At 46.0% G+C, this 16850-nt stretch carries 18 protein-coding genes; 6 read left to right on the forward strand and 12 right to left on the reverse strand.

The window, feature by feature from the left end:
* Positions 1-41: 41 nt before the first annotated feature.
* The 3 genes from R7Q46_RS15095 to R7Q46_RS15105 form a co-directional block, all read right to left on the reverse strand.
* Positions 42-737, reverse strand: a complete 696-nt coding sequence (locus tag R7Q46_RS15095) for a VC0807 family protein (protein ID WP_262647292.1) — start codon at positions 735-737, stop codon at positions 42-44.
* Positions 738-903: 166 nt separating this feature from the next.
* Complete coding sequence (locus R7Q46_RS15100; RefSeq protein ID WP_262647350.1) at positions 904-1434, reverse strand: sigma-70 family RNA polymerase sigma factor; 531 nt, start codon at positions 1432-1434, stop codon at positions 904-906.
* 120 nt (positions 1435-1554) lie between these two features.
* Positions 1555-2241: a DJ-1/PfpI family protein gene (locus R7Q46_RS15105; RefSeq protein WP_005383525.1), complete on the reverse strand. Its 687-nt coding sequence runs from the start codon at positions 2239-2241 to the stop codon at positions 1555-1557.
* A gap of 126 nt (positions 2242-2367) precedes the next feature.
* On the opposite strand from R7Q46_RS15105, the gene R7Q46_RS15110 reads away from it, so the two are divergent.
* Complete coding sequence (locus tag R7Q46_RS15110) at positions 2368-3324, forward strand: LysR family transcriptional regulator (protein ID WP_042522258.1); 957 nt, start codon at positions 2368-2370, stop codon at positions 3322-3324.
* A 127-nt stretch (positions 3325-3451) separates the two neighbouring features.
* On the forward strand, positions 3452-3991 hold the full coding sequence (locus R7Q46_RS15115) for a CAP domain-containing protein (protein ID WP_318077580.1): 540 nt from the start codon (positions 3452-3454) through the stop codon (positions 3989-3991).
* 77 nt (positions 3992-4068) lie between these two features.
* On the opposite strand, the gene R7Q46_RS15120 is transcribed toward R7Q46_RS15115, so the two are convergent.
* Entirely contained in the window at positions 4069-4488 is a 420-nt protein-coding gene (locus R7Q46_RS15120; RefSeq protein ID WP_005374615.1) for a VOC family protein, read from the reverse strand.
* 229 nt (positions 4489-4717) lie between these two features.
* Here R7Q46_RS15120 and R7Q46_RS15125 point away from each other — a divergent pair, with 229 nt between their 5' ends.
* Entirely contained in the window at positions 4718-5287 is a 570-nt protein-coding gene (locus R7Q46_RS15125; RefSeq protein WP_053350147.1) for an imm11 family protein, read from the forward strand.
* 249 nt (positions 5288-5536) lie between these two features.
* On the opposite strand, the gene ahpF is transcribed toward R7Q46_RS15125, so the two are convergent.
* The 3 genes from ahpF to R7Q46_RS15140 form a co-directional block, all read right to left on the reverse strand.
* The gene (gene ahpF, locus R7Q46_RS15130; RefSeq protein ID WP_262647293.1) at positions 5537-7105 is read right to left on the reverse strand and encodes an alkyl hydroperoxide reductase subunit F; all 1569 of its coding nucleotides are present in this window, start codon (positions 7103-7105) and stop codon (positions 5537-5539) included.
* Positions 7106-7439: 334 nt separating this feature from the next.
* On the reverse strand, positions 7440-7997 hold the full coding sequence (gene ahpC / locus R7Q46_RS15135; protein WP_005374632.1) for an alkyl hydroperoxide reductase subunit C: 558 nt from the start codon (positions 7995-7997) through the stop codon (positions 7440-7442).
* Between the two features lie 305 nt (positions 7998-8302).
* A complete protein-coding gene (locus R7Q46_RS15140; protein WP_318077581.1) occupies positions 8303-8761 on the reverse strand; it encodes a MarR family transcriptional regulator in 459 nt (152 codons plus the stop codon).
* Between the two features lie 137 nt (positions 8762-8898).
* Between R7Q46_RS15140 and R7Q46_RS15145 the strand changes: the two genes are divergently transcribed.
* Positions 8899-9321 carry an organic hydroperoxide resistance protein gene (locus R7Q46_RS15145; RefSeq protein WP_046875669.1) on the forward strand — a complete coding sequence of 141 codons (423 nt, stop codon included), beginning with the start codon at positions 8899-8901 and terminating at the stop codon, positions 9319-9321.
* Between the two features lie 56 nt (positions 9322-9377).
* On the opposite strand, the gene R7Q46_RS15150 is transcribed toward R7Q46_RS15145, so the two are convergent.
* Positions 9378-10277 carry an AraC family transcriptional regulator gene (locus R7Q46_RS15150; RefSeq protein WP_020195560.1) on the reverse strand — a complete coding sequence of 300 codons (900 nt, stop codon included), beginning with the start codon at positions 10275-10277 and terminating at the stop codon, positions 9378-9380.
* 184 nt (positions 10278-10461) lie between these two features.
* Here R7Q46_RS15150 and R7Q46_RS15155 point away from each other — a divergent pair, with 184 nt between their 5' ends.
* Positions 10462-11325, forward strand: coding sequence for a helix-turn-helix transcriptional regulator (locus R7Q46_RS15155; protein ID WP_318077582.1), 864 nt, complete (start codon positions 10462-10464; stop codon positions 11323-11325).
* Positions 11326-11416: 91 nt separating this feature from the next.
* The gene (locus tag R7Q46_RS15160) at positions 11417-12004 is read left to right on the forward strand and encodes a GNAT family protein (protein ID WP_318077583.1); all 588 of its coding nucleotides are present in this window, start codon (positions 11417-11419) and stop codon (positions 12002-12004) included.
* Positions 12005-12099: 95 nt separating this feature from the next.
* Here the strand turns inward: R7Q46_RS15160 and R7Q46_RS15165 are convergent, their stop codons facing one another.
* The 4 genes from R7Q46_RS15165 to R7Q46_RS15180 all read right to left on the reverse strand — a co-directional run bounded on the left by R7Q46_RS15165 (position 12100) and on the right by R7Q46_RS15180 (position 16786).
* On the reverse strand, positions 12100-12366 hold the full coding sequence (locus tag R7Q46_RS15165) for a DUF2999 family protein (protein ID WP_004746427.1): 267 nt from the start codon (positions 12364-12366) through the stop codon (positions 12100-12102).
* Positions 12367-12469: 103 nt separating this feature from the next.
* Positions 12470-13579 (reverse strand): lipocalin-like domain-containing protein, encoded by a 1110-nt coding sequence (locus R7Q46_RS15170; protein ID WP_318077584.1) that lies wholly within the window; start codon positions 13577-13579, stop codon positions 12470-12472.
* Entirely contained in the window at positions 13579-16089 is a 2511-nt protein-coding gene (locus R7Q46_RS15175; RefSeq protein ID WP_318077585.1) for an ABC transporter permease, read from the reverse strand. Before R7Q46_RS15175 ends, R7Q46_RS15170 begins: the two co-directional genes overlap by 1 nt.
* Entirely contained in the window at positions 16076-16786 is a 711-nt protein-coding gene (locus R7Q46_RS15180) for an ABC transporter ATP-binding protein (RefSeq protein WP_167415811.1), read from the reverse strand. The genes R7Q46_RS15175 and R7Q46_RS15180 overlap by 14 nt, the downstream gene beginning before the upstream one ends.
* Positions 16787-16850 lie beyond the last annotated feature (64 nt).

The raw sequence follows: 16850 nt of genomic DNA on the forward strand, positions 1-16850 counted from the left end.
AAAATCCTCCCTTTTTTATGGGTTTATTTGTAATGATAGGGCTATTTTAGATGGAAGATTTGCTCTGTTTCGAGCGATGTCATCGCACGTACTTGACGCCAAATGTAATAAAAAATACCGAACATCATCAACATACTTGGGATGGCAATCATTGGGTAACTGTACAGCGTCATTTTCCCTAACTCTTCGTTAAAGGCAGCAGTACCAGAAGGGCTAGTCACAATCCAAGTCGCAAGGAAGTAGTTCATTGCAGATGAGAACGCAAAAGTACTTGCAAACAGGTAGTTAGAAGACATAAGGCAACGTTCGAACGCATCAGTTTTACCATTTTCTTTTAAACGTTGGTTAATCAACGCGAGATTCAACACTGTGTCATTCAGTACTAACTTCTGCATCAGTGGGTAGCGGGTAAACGTTGAACCCAAAACCGCTAAACCGATCAGGCCAGGAATCAGGGCTTCTTTTAGTGCTAACCAGCGTGTATCAAGCTCTAACAAGCCGATGCCACCAGTTAGTAGAACACTGATAAAGCCTAGAGCAGAAATAAAGTTAAATTTCTTGTTACGGACAAGGTCCATACCGCCATAAATGATAGGAAATAGCAAAGCGACAACCAGCGCCACTGCTGTCCCTAGATGCTCATCGCCACTAAACTTCATCAAAATGAAGGAAGGGATAAATACGTTGAAAAGGATTTCAAATAAGGGATTCGGCTTTTTCGCCGTCGTGTTACTCATAATGTTTTACTGACTCTACTCTATGTCGGCTGTTATTGTACTTTGACAAGAAGTGTTCATCTAGTCGCGCTTGATGTAAAGCGTTAAAGCGTCGAGTTGTGTAACGACTTATAAAATAGACCGGAGCATAGCCAGTTAGTTTACATGATTGACTACTTTTTGTGTCTTAATGACTCTCCTTCTGTGCGATGATCTGATTACGCGCTCTGAATAATCGAGTCGCCACTGTGTTGTGGTTGAGCCTCAAGGCTTGGGCAATTTCATCATGATTCAACCCAGCCACTAAGCTCAAGAGCAACGGCTCTCGGTATTTGGGTTCGAGAATCATCATTTGTTTTTGAAGCCAATCTTGGGCCATGTCGTAGTCACTGCCAGGGTAGGTTTTTGTCTGTATTGCACACTCATCAATGTCGACAAAATCGTACTGTTTTCTATCAAAGCGCCGAGCATTCTCACGACGCAAAATAGTAATGAGCCAAGACTTCGCGGCGTTGGGGTCATTTAATTTATCAAAGAATTGCCACGCTTTCAGAAAGGTTTCTTGCGCTAAATCTTGAGCAAGGTGGTGATCTTTGCATAACCAATACGCGAGACGGTAAATCTCTTGGTATCGATCTTTCGTCAGTGCTTCGTAACGTTTATGTTTTTCCATAGCATTAAGATAAAAAGTTTGGAGAGCACGTTGTGTCTGCCAGATGAACGACAACCCTTTTTATCGCTTTTACAGTGATAAAAAGGGTTGTTCGATTAGGAAGACAAATTCGAAGAGTTAACCTTCCAAATATCGAAGGGTGACTCTGATTTCTTTCTTACACGCTTAAAATGGTTGGTTGGAAAAGCGTGAGTACTGGATGGCATCTGCGACTTCCTGAGCTTTAGACTCTGAAGTCATAAGGTGAAGTAGCTTAAGAGCAGCTTGATAGCTAACTAGGCTACCGTTCGAAGTGATAACGCCATCATCAATGACAAAATTCTGGTCGACTTGTACTTTGACTGCTGGGTAATCTCTTTGAAAGCCGTTTTCACCTCCGGCCCAAGTTGTTGCTTTTTTGCCGTTTAAAAGGCCAGCTTCGGCTAACAAATACGCGCCAGAGCAATTACTTGCCATCCAATCTGCCGCCTTTGATGTCGTTTTAATAAAGTGAATGAGATCTTTATTTTCGATTAGTGCATCCATGTCATAGCTGGATGTTAAAACCAATACGTCGAGTTCCGGCAGATCACCAATCCAAGCATCCACACCAATTTTTAATCCTTCTTCAGTGGTGATGGTTTTCTGATCTGAGACGGAAATGGTGAGCACGTCATAATCACTAAACCAAGTGAGACGACTTGCGACGCCAAAAACCTCTAAAGGCGCAGTAACATCAGAGGTCAGTACGCCATCGTAAACCAGAATACCAATTCGTTTATCTGCGGCATGTGCTGTTTGAAGCATCCCAAAGAATAGGACTAGTGTCGCTATCAATAGTTGTAGTGCATTCTTCAATCCGTTTTTACCCATGGTTTTTTCCTCGTTAACAGAGCATCAAGTTATTGAGGTTCATTATATTTAGGCTAATTAGTGATTGAAGAGCCACTTGGTCTTTACTAAAGTGAATAAAATTCATGAATAGAGTTCATTGGTTATATGGATAAGATACGGTCCCTACGATTTTTTATTGCCACTTTAGATGGCGGTAGTTTTGCTGCGGCTGCCAAAGTGTATGGCACTGACCCTTCGACCGTGAGTAAAGCCATACATCGTCTTGAAAGCGATTTGGGTATACAGCTTTTTCAACGTTCTACGCGACAGAGCCGCCTGACAGAAGCTGGTCGTAGGTACGCAAATACTGCTAGGTTTGTACTGGAGGAGCTGGCGGCATGTGAGGATTCATTAAAAAGTCACAATGATGCGCTTTCAGGGCAGCTTAAGATTAATGTGCCAGTCTCGTACGGTCGCCTCTATATTCGTCCTTTATTAAAAGAGTTTTGTCGCCGCTACCCTAACATCACTATCGATATTCATTACGATGACGCCTACGTTGATATTATTGAGCAAGGTATTGATGTGTCGATTCGCTCTGGTGTCGTTCACGATAGTCAATTGATTGTGCGCCAGCTGAGCCCTATCGATTTTATCATTTGTGCCAGTCAGGATTACTTAGCGCGCCATGGTGTTCCGAGTGGCCCGGATGTATTCAATGACCATTCTTGGGTTCGTTTTCGTTTTAAACAAACGGGGAAACTGTTGCCGATTCGGATGCCAGAACCAGACGGTGCGAGTGAATATGACCCCGAAAGAAACTATATTGTAAATGACGGTGAATCCATGGCAGAGCTTTGCGCAGAAGGCTTAGGATTAACTCAGATCCCTCATTTTATCGCGAGAGACTGGCTTAAATCGGGGCGTTTAGTGCCGATATTTCCGAGCATGCGCCAAGCAGGAAATGGCGTGTATCTTCTCTATGCCAACCGGGAATATGTGCCTGCACGAGTTAGGGTGTTCATCGATTTTATCACTCAAGCAATACAGGATATGGATGAAACGCCATTCCATACTTGGGCTGAAACGTTGCCGATTTATCGACCGAACCAAGGCGATTGAAAACTTCATGTGAGTCTTTGGTTAAAACCCCCTAAGCTAAATGGCGCTTTTATTGGTTTTTGTTAGTTTATTGGGCGTTATTATCGAAAAGCGCAGTTTGCTCTTCGTCACTCATAAAGGAAAGACAATGCCAACTAAGATCTTAGTGCCTGCTTTGGCCCTACTTCTCAGCGCATGTGGCGGCGACGGGGAGTCGTCAGCCCCAGCAGAAAGCGGCTCACAAAACACAGGTTCCACATCGTCACAAGGCACATTTGCCGAGCATATGCTTGCAGCGGTCAACAGCGCCCGCTCTACTACACAACAGTGTGGCGCAACCACCATGCCACCTGTTGGGGCTCTGACTTGGAGCTACGATTTGGAAAGCGCCGCTTATCGACATTCAAGCGATATGGCGAACAGCGATTTCATGAGCCACACAGGCTCTGATGGCAGCAAAATGTCAGATCGAGTTAACGCAACGGGTTATGCTTGGAGCGCCATTGGTGAGAATGTCGCCGTAGGGCAAAGCAGCATTAACGCCGCCATTAATGCTTGGTTATCGAGTGAAGGTCACTGCCTTAATATCATGAGTGCGGATTTTGATCAGATGGGCGCGTCGCTTGTCGAAAATCACTCTGCACGCTACGGATATTACTGGACTCAGGTTTTTGCCAAACAGCGCTAATGCGATAAAGAAGCCTGATAGATAAAATAAAACGCCAGCAGTCACTATCTGCTGGCGTTTTATTATTTACATCTCTTTTAGCTTGTCAGGTTACGAAGTTTTGGGTCATCCGCCAGGTATTCAACAAATTCAATCTCAAAACCGGCAGGGTCAACAAAATACACATTTTTGCGGTATGGTTCATCAGCACCAGGTTGGGCAATCGGATAACCTGCATCGGTTAGTCTTTTGATGATTGCATCGACGTTGTTGGTCACATAAGCAAAATGCGCTAGCCCAACTTGGTGCCCGCTCAACTCGCGGTTTTCACCTTCGCCATGGTCACTCATGGCTATGTATTGATACTCGTCGCCAAAATGTAGCCAGTTTCTTGGTTTGCCACTCCATTCGCCTTTACCTTCATCACGCACGTACCAATGTGGAAATGCAGTTTGGTAAAACTTCAGCATTTCAGGGATATCTTTCACGACTAAGTTAATATGTTCTAGTTGGATCATGAGGTGCTCCTTTTTGTCATTTTCTAGCCAACGATGAATATGCTAAAACCTCAAGTAAAGTTGAGGTAAAGGGCTTTTTTGATTTTATTTGTAGACGCCATGTATAAAGGTCAGGCCGCTGACACTGAAGAGTTGGCTCACACAGAAATCATTGAAACCTTGTGCAAGATTGGAAAGATGTTACATGATGGGGACTTCCAGTTAACCGTTTGATTTAAGTAAGCAAGAGATGAAGGTTTTTACACTTAATCATGATGTTGAGAATTTCCCTTTTTTACAAGAAACTCAACTAGAGATTTCTATACAATACTCGGATGGCGATTTGCGGGAGTTATGTGGTGAGCGTGTCGCTGATACTTGGATGATTATTGATTTGGAGTGGGTGAGTGATAACCACATGCTTACAACAAAACCTGATTTTGCAATCTGGCGTGCAGGCGAGTTTGCTTGTTCTGAGTCCGCATATAATCAAATAAACGAAGCTCTTGATTCCAGTTGTGAGTTTTTGCCATTACGCGTCGCTGGCGAGCGTTGGTATGCTATAAACATACTCAAAACTTGCGATGCCATTGATAAGGATCGCACTGTGTTAAATGTAAGAGCTAATGGTAAGCCAAGTCGTGTAAAGCGGTTTAAAAAATTAGTGTTGAGTAGTAAATCAATCAAATCCGGAGGCTTGTTCAGGATTGAAAATAACGGAAGCGGTGTTTACTGCAATGATGAATTAGGTGGTTTGTATGAAATTTACCATCGTTGTCAGCTAAAAGGTCTGATATTTGAAGCAGTAGAAACGAGTTAAAGCCCGCAATGTTTCACCCTAAGTGTATTTCGGCAGCTTTATTTTACTCTGTTATTTCTAGCAATAATTTGTTTCCCCCCCCCCAAAAAAAAACCAAAAAAGCCAGCAGTTAGTACCTGCTGGCAAAGTCTTTGGGCTTCTAGGTTTTTTGATTTTATTTCTTGTTACTCATCGCTGTCACGGTGCCCCGATTGGTTTTCCGGGGAAGAAAACACAGCACCGTGCGCTTTGTGCTCAAGAAATTGGAGATTAACCTTGCTTACGGATTAGGTAGTCAAATGCGCCTAAGCTTGCTTTTGCACCTTCACCCATCGCAATGATGATCTGTTTGTAAGGAACGGTTGTTGCGTCACCCGCTGCGAACACACCTTCTAAGCTAGTATCGCCACGGCTACCGACTTCAATCTCGCCGCGCTCAGACAGGGCTACTTCTGAATCTTTTAGCCATTCTGTGTTTGGTACTAGACCGATTTGAACAAAGATACCTGATAATTCAATCTCTTTGATTTCATCTGTGTTGCGGTCTTTGTACTTCAAGCTTGTTACGCGAGTACCGTCGCCCACTACTTCTGTTGTTTGCGCCATCGTGATGATGTCTACGTTTGGTAGTGAGTTCGCTTTGTCGATAAGCACTTGGTCTGCACGAAGTACGTCTGCGAATTCAAGAACCGTTACGTGTTCGACGATACCAGCAAGGTCGATAGCTGCTTCGATACCTGAGTTACCACCACCGATAACCGCAGTTTTCTTGCCTTTGAACAGTGGACCGTCACAGTGTGGGCAGTACGCGACACCTTTGTTGCGGTACTCCTGTTCACCCGGAACGTTCATTTCACGCCAGCGTGCACCAGGGCTAAGGATTACACTCTTACTCTTCAGCGTTGCGCCGCTTTCAAGTTGGATGTGAATCAAACCATCTTCTGTGTGTGCTGCGCCCATTAGCTTCTCAGCTTGTTGCTCAGTCACGACGTCTACGTCGTATTCTTTTAGGTGTTCTGCTAGGTCAGTTGCCAGTTTTGGACCTTCAGTACGTTTTACCGAAATGAAGTTCTCGATTGCCATGGTGTCCATAACCTGACCACCAAAGCGCTTAGCGACAACGCCAGTACGAATACCTTTACGAGCAGCGTATAGAGCAGCAGCGCTACCACCAGGGCCACCGCCGACAACAAGTACGTCGTATGGGTCTTTTTCGCTCAGTGCTTTCGCGGCTTTCTCGCTTGCGCCGTCATCCACTTTGTTTAGGATTTCTGTCAGAGACATACGGCCTTGACCGAATAGCTCACCGTTCACGAATACGCTTGGTACGGCCATGATGTCGCGTTGTTTCACTTCATCTTGGAACAAACCACCGTCGATCATGGTTGCTTTTATTTTCGGGTTGATCGCCGCCATCATGTTGAACGCTTGAACCACGTCCGGACAGTTTTGACAGGACAGTGAAATGAAGATTTCTACGTCTAGATCTTTGTCTAGTGCTGCGATTTGCTCAATCACTTCTGGTTCTAGTTTGATTGGGTGGCCGCCAGAGTGAAGCAGTGCCAATACTAGAGAGGTAAATTCGTGACCCATTGGCAAGCCTGCAAAGAGTAGTGCTGTGCCTTTTGCTGGGTTAGTTACCGCCATCACTGGTTTACGTGCGCTTGCGTTGTCGTCACGTTCAACGGTGATTAGGTCGCTCATCTCTGCGATTTGGTTCGCTAGAGACAAAATGTCATTCGATGCTTTGCTTTCATCTAGACTAACCACTAAACGAACTTCTTCTTTTACATTAGCCAGATATTGTTTGAGTTGTTGTTGGATCGCTTGGTCTAACATAGTTGTTACTACCTTAATTAAATAGTTACCAATCAAAACAAGTATTTGTTCATTCTTGCTAGCTAAAATCGTTGATAACTGCGTTATAGATTTTGTAGTTAGAGTAACTAGCTATCGAAAATCTATGCCTGGTTCTAAACGATTTTTTCTACGCAATTACTGCACACCTACTTATTCAGATAGGTAATAAAAAGTGGTTACTGTAGATAAAACCTGAGGGGGAGAGAGCAAATCAGGCAGAAGGTCGTCAAGGTATCTAACCTGAAGTGCTCTCTAATTCAGTTCTAATCAGAAAAAGGAAATAGGAACTGATTAGAACTTAAATTTCAGTGGCTTAGATTTTGCCAACTAGGTCTAGTGATGGAGCTAGAGTCTCTTCACCTTCTTTCCATTTAGCTGGGCAAACTTCGCCTGGGTGCGCTGCTACGTATTGAGCTGCTTTCACTTTGCGTAGTAGGTCTTCTGCGTCACGACCGATACCTTCAGCAGTGATTTCCATTGCTTGGATAGTACCTTCTGGGTCGATTAGGAACGTTGCACGGTCTGCAAGACCTTGACCTTCACGCATCACACCGAAGTTGTTTGTGATGTTGCCTGTTTGGTCGCCAAGCATGTAGTACTGAATCTTACCGATTGTGTCTGAGCTGTCGTGCCATGCTTTGTGAGTGAAGTGTGTGTCAGTTGATACTGAGTAAACTTCTACGCCACGTTTTTGTAGCTCTTCGTAGTGGTCTGCTAGGTCGCCCAGTTCTGTTGGACATACAAACGTAAAGTCTGCTGGGTAGAAGAAGAATACTGCCCATTTACCTAGAACGTCTTGTTCTGTTACTTCAACGAATTCGCCGTTTTTGTACGCTGTAGCTGCAAATGGTTTGATTTGAGTATTAATCATAATTTACTTTCCTTTGAATGTTTTAAGCTGAGCTGTTGTTGCTTTCGGAAAGTATATTCTCATCGGAGTGTGTTTAAGGAAAATCGCTTGTAACTATCCTATTGATAGCCATTTCCTATTTCACTTGATAGGGAAATCCGATGTAAGTGAGTTTGCTTTGATAGGTTTTATTGAAGATGAAGGCAGAGTAGCAATAGAGAATATCAATGATGCCCTGAAGTAGATCGTCTGGCTAAGATCGAAAGAGCCTGCATCTCGGCAGGCTCTTTCTAATAGGAAGTGGGTACGCTGATGCGTCTATTTTGTCAGCCCAGATTGTCGAGCACTTTGCCACATAGCTTCTTCAGCATGATCATTTCATCTAGCTCTAAGGTGATTTTACACATCATGGCGTTTGGCACTGACTTGGCTTGTTCTTTAAGATCACAACCTTGCTCGGTTAGATTGAGTACGCGAACGCGTTCATCGGTTTCACTTCGGCCGCGCTCTACATAGCCTTTTGCTTCTAAGCGTTTAAGCAGCGGCGTGAGTGTGCCTGAGTCCAAATGCAGTTGAGACCCCAACTCTTTCACGCTGGCACCATCTTTCTCCCACAGCACCATCATCACTAAGTACTGCGAATAAGTCAGATCAAGCTCGTCCAACAACGGGCGGTACGCTCGGATCACTGCATTTGCTGCGCTGTAGAGCGGGAAGCAAACTTGGTTTTCGAGTAAGAGTTTATTGTCGTCGGTCATGGTGTTGTCGGTGTAACACTGGCTCATTGGTGTTGCCTACCTGCTCATAGAGAAAGAGAGTTATAAAATAAATTGTGCACAATATAGTTGCAAACTATCTTTACTTCGATATAAGATTGCAAGCAATTAAATTGTGCGCAACTTAAATTAAGAAGGACACTCGCATGACTACTCTATACAAAACTCAAGCTACCGCTTTGGCTGGTCGTAATGGTCAAGTAAAAACTGATGACGGTCTTCTCGATCTAGAGCTGTCATACCCGAAGGAAATGGGCGGCACAGGCGCAGCAACTAACCCAGAACAGCTTTTTGCAGCGGGTTATTCAGCGTGTTTTTCTAACGCGATTTTGCACGTAGCACGTGAAGGTAAAGTAAACCTGAAAAGTGCACCCGTAACAGCAGAAGTGGGCATCGGTCCGAACGACAACGGCGGCTTTGTACTAACAGTGAGCCTAGCGGTAGAGCTAGACATGCCACAAGAACAAGCGCTAGAGCTAACGCGCATTGCACACCAAGTTTGCCCATATTCAAACGCAGTTCGTGGCAACATTGATGTGGCAGTAACGGTAAACGGTGAAGCAATTTAAGCGGTTCTTACCACGTTACAAAGACAAGAAAGCCTGCAAGTGCGCAGGCTTTTGGTTTATTTGATGGCGGTGCAGAAGCTAACGTCTGCATGGTGCGTTTGTGGGTCGAAGCTGTGGTAAAGCTCGAAGCAAGGACGGTCGTCGTTCTCAATACCGGATTCAATCACTTTGCTCATGACATCATCCCACGCTTTTGAGTATTGGCTAGGGTCAGTAATGTGCTGGCGCATCACCGCATATTGACCTCCAGGAAAATCTTGCAGCTCAATGCCTTTCGGAACTTCGGTATCTTCCGGCACCATTAGACAGATGTCAGTACGGCACTTCTCGTCTGGCGTGATTTCTGGGTTGTCATGGTAGATGAAGATGCAGGTATTGCCTGCCAAACCTTTCATTCCTGCCCATTGATACAGGCGACCTGATGGCTCTTCATAGCCTTGGCCGTAAGGGCCGTTTACACGAATGTAAGCCAGTTTTGCTTTTTCAAAGTTTTGCGTTTCCATTGTCGTGCTCCATTTGGTGAGTTCAGAGCCAGTATATGAATCGCTTGGTGTCACTTCGTTTCCATTCTTGCGCAACGTGTGTCCAATCTTGCTGTTTCGTGCTAATTCAGAAAACTGCTGATAGTTTTCGCAGTCACGAAAGGCCGTGGGTGTAACGCCATAATGTTGCTTGAAGGCTTTGGCTAAGCTCTGTGAGCTAGAAAATCCGTACTCTAGGGCAATGTTCAATACTGGTTGCTTGGATTTGAATAAGTCATCGGCAGCGGCTTCTAGACGTAAACGTCGAATGAAATCGGCCAATGTTTCGCCTTGCACGGCTTTGAAGGTGCGATGAAAGTGATAAGGGGAAAGGTTCGCCAGCGCGGCCACTTCTGGTAGGTTGAGCGGTTCATTAAAGTGTTGTTCTAAATAACGAATCACAGGAACCAGTCGTTGGTGGTAGTCGACGCGCATCGGGGGATTTCCTTGTTCTGTTCAGCTTGTATTCTCTGCTCAAAGCCTACCGCAATCCAACAAGCTTGCAAGGGAGCAGGGTGAGAAATGCGTGGCGAGATGAGCGTCAATCAGTCACACTCAACGAGCAGATGTTTAAGCAAAAACGTTGCGCTTATTATCTTTACTAACCGCTAGGACAATCATGATAGCTTGGAAACAGTCTCTGCCAGAGTACGAATGGCTCATTCATCAAATTTGGTACTTGGAAGTGCCAGAGGGTGAAGTCATTGACCCCAAGCCGCACCTTATTCCAAACCCGCGTGCTCATTTACTCTTTACGCCATCAGAGCAAGGCTACAGCTACGACACGGGAGACACAACGCTTGCTGGCAAAGGCTGCCACTTATTAACGGCTAACGAACATTTACTGTTGTTGGAAGATACGGCTCCCATCAAGCGTATCGGTATCACCTTTCGCCCAGAGGGTTTGTATGCCATTGAGTCACTTTTTAATGATGCATCCCAAGTTAGTGCAATTAACCAATGCGAATGGTTTGAGTGGCTTAACGTGGCGTTTGACGAGCGCTTTCAACTGGGTCTATGGCAGCTAGAGTTGCAAGATTCACCGCAATGTTTGCTGAGCTACATCAAACAACATTTAGATGCGTTAGATATCGAACCTTGCCGTACCAAACCGTTTTTGGCATCGCAAAAAGCGGTATCCGTGATGGACGCTCAAGCACTACGCTCACCTGAACTAGCGATGGATATTGATGAGATAGCCAAACAGTGCGCCTGTTCTCGAAGAACGCTTGAGCGCAGTTTCAAGCAAGTGGTGGGGTTGAGCGTTAAGCAGTATCAACAAATGGCACGTCTGGAGCAGATGATTTTGACTCTCTACAAGCAACAAGAAGCGATTGATTGGGCGAGCTTCTCACAGCAATTTGGTTTCAGTGACCAATCGCATTTGATTCGTACCCTCAAACAGCAGCTAAGAAAAACGCCGAGCAAATACTTGAAAAAGCGCGACTTAACCATCGATATCTATGGCGACTTTGAGTCGTAATTCATTGCTAATCAGCCCGAAAGTTGTCGCAAAAATCCAATTTTTCTCTTATCCGCTGAGCTACTATTTTCAGCAGATAACGAGGTAACACATGTCATATCAAAAACTAAAACAAGGCGAAGCCATCCCATTTAACGAATCGTTGACTATCCAACTGATTCAAGGCTCTGATCTACAAGATATTATCGAGATGTTGAACGATGATAAGGTCAATCAGTATCTGTTCTTCGCACCTGCTGACAACAGCCTATATGAGGGTTTCTTTGGCCCTATTATTGAAAATACGGCACAAGCGATTAAAGACAGTGTTTGGCCAGATAGCCCAACGTTCGTGATTCGTGACCAACAAGGCCAGTACATGGGAATGTGTGCAGTGACCGCAGTGATGTTCTTAACTGGCAACTACGAATTAGGTTATCAATTACCAACTTGTGCATGGGGTAAAGGCGTTGCGACTCGCGCTTGCCAAATGATGACCGAGATTGGATTTACTGAGCTAAACGCCCATAAAGTCAGTGCGGATTGCTACGCTTTTAATGCTGGCTCTTACAAGACGTTAGAGAAAAACGGTTTTACTCAAGAAGGCCGTCAGAAAGACTACTACAAACTAGAGCAAGGCTTTGACGACAAGCTTTACTACGGTATGACCGCAGAACAATTCGCGTCTTTAAATCGCTAATAATTAGCTGACAAAAAGTAGCGAACAAAAAAGGCCGTTAACCCACATGCTCGGGTTAACGGCCTTTTCTATATTCAGCGCTAAATGGCTAAGACTTAGTTGCCTTGGTTTTGGCTTTGAAGCTTCTCTTTTGCTTCTTCAACCTTTGAGAAATCCAATCCCAACTCGTCTACGGCTTCTTTGATTAGCGCAGGGTTTTGCATCACTTGCGCCATCAGCATTTGTAGCTTGTCTTGTGGCAAACCTAGTTGGCTGATTGTTGCCATTGCCGCTAGAGGGTTTTGCGTCAGAGTCTGAAAAATCTCGTTGATTTGTTCGTCGCTGATATTGTTCTCTTTCAGCAAGGCGATAATTGGGTTCATCATATTTCCTTTCAATCATTCATTGGATGACACTGAGGTGCAGTGTATCACTCGGTTACCTGTGTTTGTACTAGCTGAATAATTGGGGTAATCACTCAACTTTTCAATACCCCGTTAGTTCCATATAACCTGTCCCAGAATGAGAGTCCTTAATGCGCACAGGGCCTTCCCAATAAGGCACTGAAAGCGGCATTTTCGCGTTCGGGTTGAGTGCAGAAACCGTAAGCTCGATTTGCTGCTTAGGAATCGACACTTGCCACTGGGTTGGATACTTTCGCCCTTGGATTTCTGTTTGCTTAGTCGCCTCTAGCTGAATGTCTTTCTGTGGGATAGCAATGCCAGAACCATCTTGCTGCATCAGCCTTGCGCTGGAGTAACTGGCTTGTCTGGTTTTGGAATCTCGCAATTGGAACACCACCAAGCTGGTGTCGTCACTCAACCTTAGGGCAAACCAGTCCCAGCCTTGTTGTGAGTCGAGTAAGAATTGCGAGCTCCACTCTCGATCTATCCAACCTTTGCCCGACACTTGATGGATTTCGCCGTCGATAGTGACTTCACCGGAAACATCAATAAATGGTTGGCTGTAGTAATACGAAGCCACCTGTCCATCGGCACTTTTGGTGCTGTAACCTTGCTCGCCTTGCTTTTGATAAGGTGCGCTGCTGGTAAGCGTCAGCGAATAGCCAAACTGTTCGGAGTTCGCCTTCAATGTTGCAGGGAAGAGGTCGTTGGTTGAAGACGTCCACTGCCAATCATCGAGGTAAACACGAAATGGAGAGTCATCAACGCCAGCTAAGGACGCTTGATCGCGGGACCATTTTTCATCGGCGTAGTGTTTGTCCGCGGTCGTGACTGCGCTGTGCGCCATGTAGATTTGTTGAGCTTGCCACTCGGTTTTCTTCACGTCATCTTCGTCCTTTGGCGGCGCAGCAGCAAAGCGAAATTGTGTCCACTGGACGCCAAGTGGGTTGCCGTTTGCATCGATTAAGTTAGCGGTTAAGTACCACCATTCATGACGAAAATCCGGGTGTGCTTGATGATCGGTAGGAAAGGTGAGTTCAACCCCTTTTTCTACGGGTGTGAATAGGTTGCTCTCGCTTTGCATATCTCCACTGCCCAGCAACGTGCCCATATTTTGTTGTTGGGGATCTTCACAACCGAACAGGAACAGACTGCTCATGAATAGAGTAAGTGTGCTTGCTAATCGAACCATCACAACACCTCGCTTTGCAAACTGGATACGACAGGCTTGCTGACCAATCGCCACAGCGGAATCAAGGTTGCGATCACTGCCACCAAGATGGTGATCGCCGCAATACTGAGCGCATCACTCCAATTCCACAGATAATTTAAGCTCCAACCAAAAGCGCGTAAGGTGACGATGTCTGTCAGCACGTAACCCACCATGGCTCCTAAAGGTAGGGCGATAACAAGGGTAAAACTGACCAAAGCGACGATCTGTCCGACCACCATGGTCATTAATTTACGACGGCTGACGCCAAGTGCATACAGCCTTGCAATGGCGGCTTTGCGCGCGTCGAGCAACATAAAACAAGCACTGAACAAACCAATCACCGCGACCATCAACGTCACGCCGTTGAGTGCGCGTGTAATGGCGAAGGTCTGCGAGAAAATATCCAACGCGATGGATTTGATTTGCGCCTGGTCGTAGAGTTGACTCGGATGCAGATTCAATTGCTCGCGCAGTTGGTCGTATACGATTTGTGGGTCCCCTGAGACTTTAATGCCAAGGCTTGTTGGCAGGTCGGTAAAGCCACTCTCTTGCCATAACTTTGGTGCTAATAAGACTTCACCGTTAGGTGAGCCGTAATCATGGAATACCGCACCCACAAGTAGGTTCTTATTTGGAACGGCATCAAGCGTGAGCTCGCTACCCAGAGATAAACCCAGTTTGACCGCGGTTGGTTCACTGATAGCGACCAACTCACCTTGGTAAAAGCGTGACCAGAAGTTCTCCAAATGCGATTTGAACACCATGGTTTGTTCTAAGGTGTCTTTGTCTTTGGTGCCGAGTAAAATGGGTAATCCTTGCAGGTTATCTTCGACGTAGTATTGCTTGTAGACGGTCTCAACTTTGTCGAACTGCCCTAACGCGCGCTCCACATTAGCGATTTCACCCTGTGCGGGGCTAACGTAAATGTCGGCGTGTAGCCTTTGTTCTAACCACTGTTTTAGGGTGGATTCAAAGCTACCAACTAGCGTGTTCATGCCCATATTGGCTGTAACGGCGAGTAGTAGTGCCATCATGGCGAGAGAAAGCGGAGAAATCAGCTCGCGCAGCTCAGCAAACAGATACTGCATCAAACCGGAAGTGGTGCGCTTTTCGCACCAATTGGCTAAGACGCTGAGTGTTTTGGGTAGGTACAAAGGAATCGACACTACAAGCACGCCGAGCCACGCCATGGTGAAGCGGTGATGCTCACTCAGCCATAACCCTGCGAGTGCGAGAGTCGTCAACGCAGCACCTATCACGAACAATTGGTTTTCGTTAGAGGCTTCCGGCGCTTGATAAAATCCGCCATGAGAGGAAAGCGGCTGGCGCACTCGCTGTTTAAAGTGCTGCCAACATGCCAATAGGGTTGCGGTTAACGTGAGTAGCAGGGCTTGCGCCCACCATTGCCACTGCCAAGTGCCGGGCAGCAGTGTCGCGCCATAAAGTTGTTCTAGAGTCAGTGCCACGGTCGGATGTAACCAGTGGCTAAGCTGCGTGCCCAATACAAAACCGAGGGAAGCGCCGATGGTAACGAGAATAGTGAGTTCAACTAACAGCGCAGAGAACACAATGCTCGGCGCAACACCCGCTTGTTGAATTTGCACTAACAGCCGATTGCGTTTAAGCAAGCTGTACTTTACGCCGTTGTAAGCGATGAACAGCCCGACTAAAAACGCAAGTAAGCTCATTGCGGTGAGATTGAGGTGAAAGCTGTCGGTCAGCGAACCAAGGTCGGTACTTTGATTATTGGCAATCCATTGTCCTTGCTCACCAATAAGGTTCTGCCAATTTGCTTGCGTGTCTTTATTCCCTTTATCACCCGAATGGAAAACCGCAATGTAACTGAGCTGTCCTTGTTTATTGAGCAGTTGCTGGGCAAAGCCAATGTCCATCAACATTCGGCTACCTAACTGCCATTCGTCAGGTAGCACCACCACTTGGGTTGGAATGTCGTCCAGAGTTAGGGTTTCTACCTCTCCTAAGTTTTGATGTTGAGATTGGCTCATCATCACGATTGGCTTGCCGGCTAAAAGCTCAGGCAAAGGTAAAGCACTATCGAACAAAGAGACGTTCTGTTCACTATCTGATGAATAGCGAGAACGTGAAGAGATAGCGGCAATCAACTCGCTACCTTGTACTGACCAGCGTCGACCTTGTTCGTCTCTCACTCGCCCTTCGATTACAGGTAGCGCTGCACTGAGTCCGTTTTGTCTAAGGGTGAAGTAGAGCGATTCAGGCAGGTAGTTTTGCCCTGCTGGTGGAATAATTAAGTTCTGAGCTTGTGCGCTGAGCTGCTCGGTAGACTCAGCATAACTGCGCTTGGCATTGAGGTTGATGGCTTGCACCGCAACAAACAAGGTCACGGCCAGCACGATACCGATCAGAATTGCGGCGGCTTGCAGTGGCGCCTGCCGATAGTGCGCTGCAAACAGATTCAGGGCGAGTCGAGTATGAGTGAATCTGGTGTTTGATGGCTTAGTTTGCTTCATGGTGAAGCTCATGTTTGTTTACTTGATGGCTGTTCTGTAGCTGACTGTTATCCAATCGCAGCCGTGCTTTCATAAATTCAGCGCATTCATGGCTGTGGGTCACCAAGAGCACGGCGGTATTGCCTTGGGTGGTGATTTCACTGAGCAGTTTCATCACTTCTAACCCTGCTTTTTGGTCAAGGTTTCCTGTGGGTTCATCAGCAAGTAGCAGTTTAGGTTTGTGTGCCAATGCGCGCGCAATAGCGACTCGTTGTTGTTGGCCACCGGAAAGGGCAGAAACATGCCTGTCGAGCAGTTGGCTGATGCCTAGAGTCTCGACCAAATAATCGCACCAGTCGTTCCATTTTTGTTGATTCAAATGCAGAGGGAAGGCGATGTTTTGCTGCACGTTGAGTGGCGTTAATAGATTAAATTGCTGAAAGATAACACCGAGTTTTTTATGTCGAAATCGGCTCCATTGTGGGTCTTTCCAAGCCGCCGTGTTATCGCCATCTAACCACAACTCACCATCGGAAAGCGGCTCAAAGCCAGCGATGACATTGAGTAAGGTACTTTTGCCGCTACCACTTGCACCCGTCAGCGCAACGCTCGCTCCTGTGTTCAACGTAAAGTCGACGCCTTCCAACACGCGATGTGTCTCTTTGCCATCGACAAAGCTTTTGCTGGCGTGTTTGAGTGTGACAAGTGGGCTTTCCATTTCCTCTCCCTGTATTCAAAAGGTGTCGTTTCTTTTGGCAATCGCTATTGCTGTTCGTTCTTTA

It is taken from the genome of Vibrio sp. 811, assembly GCF_033339195.1.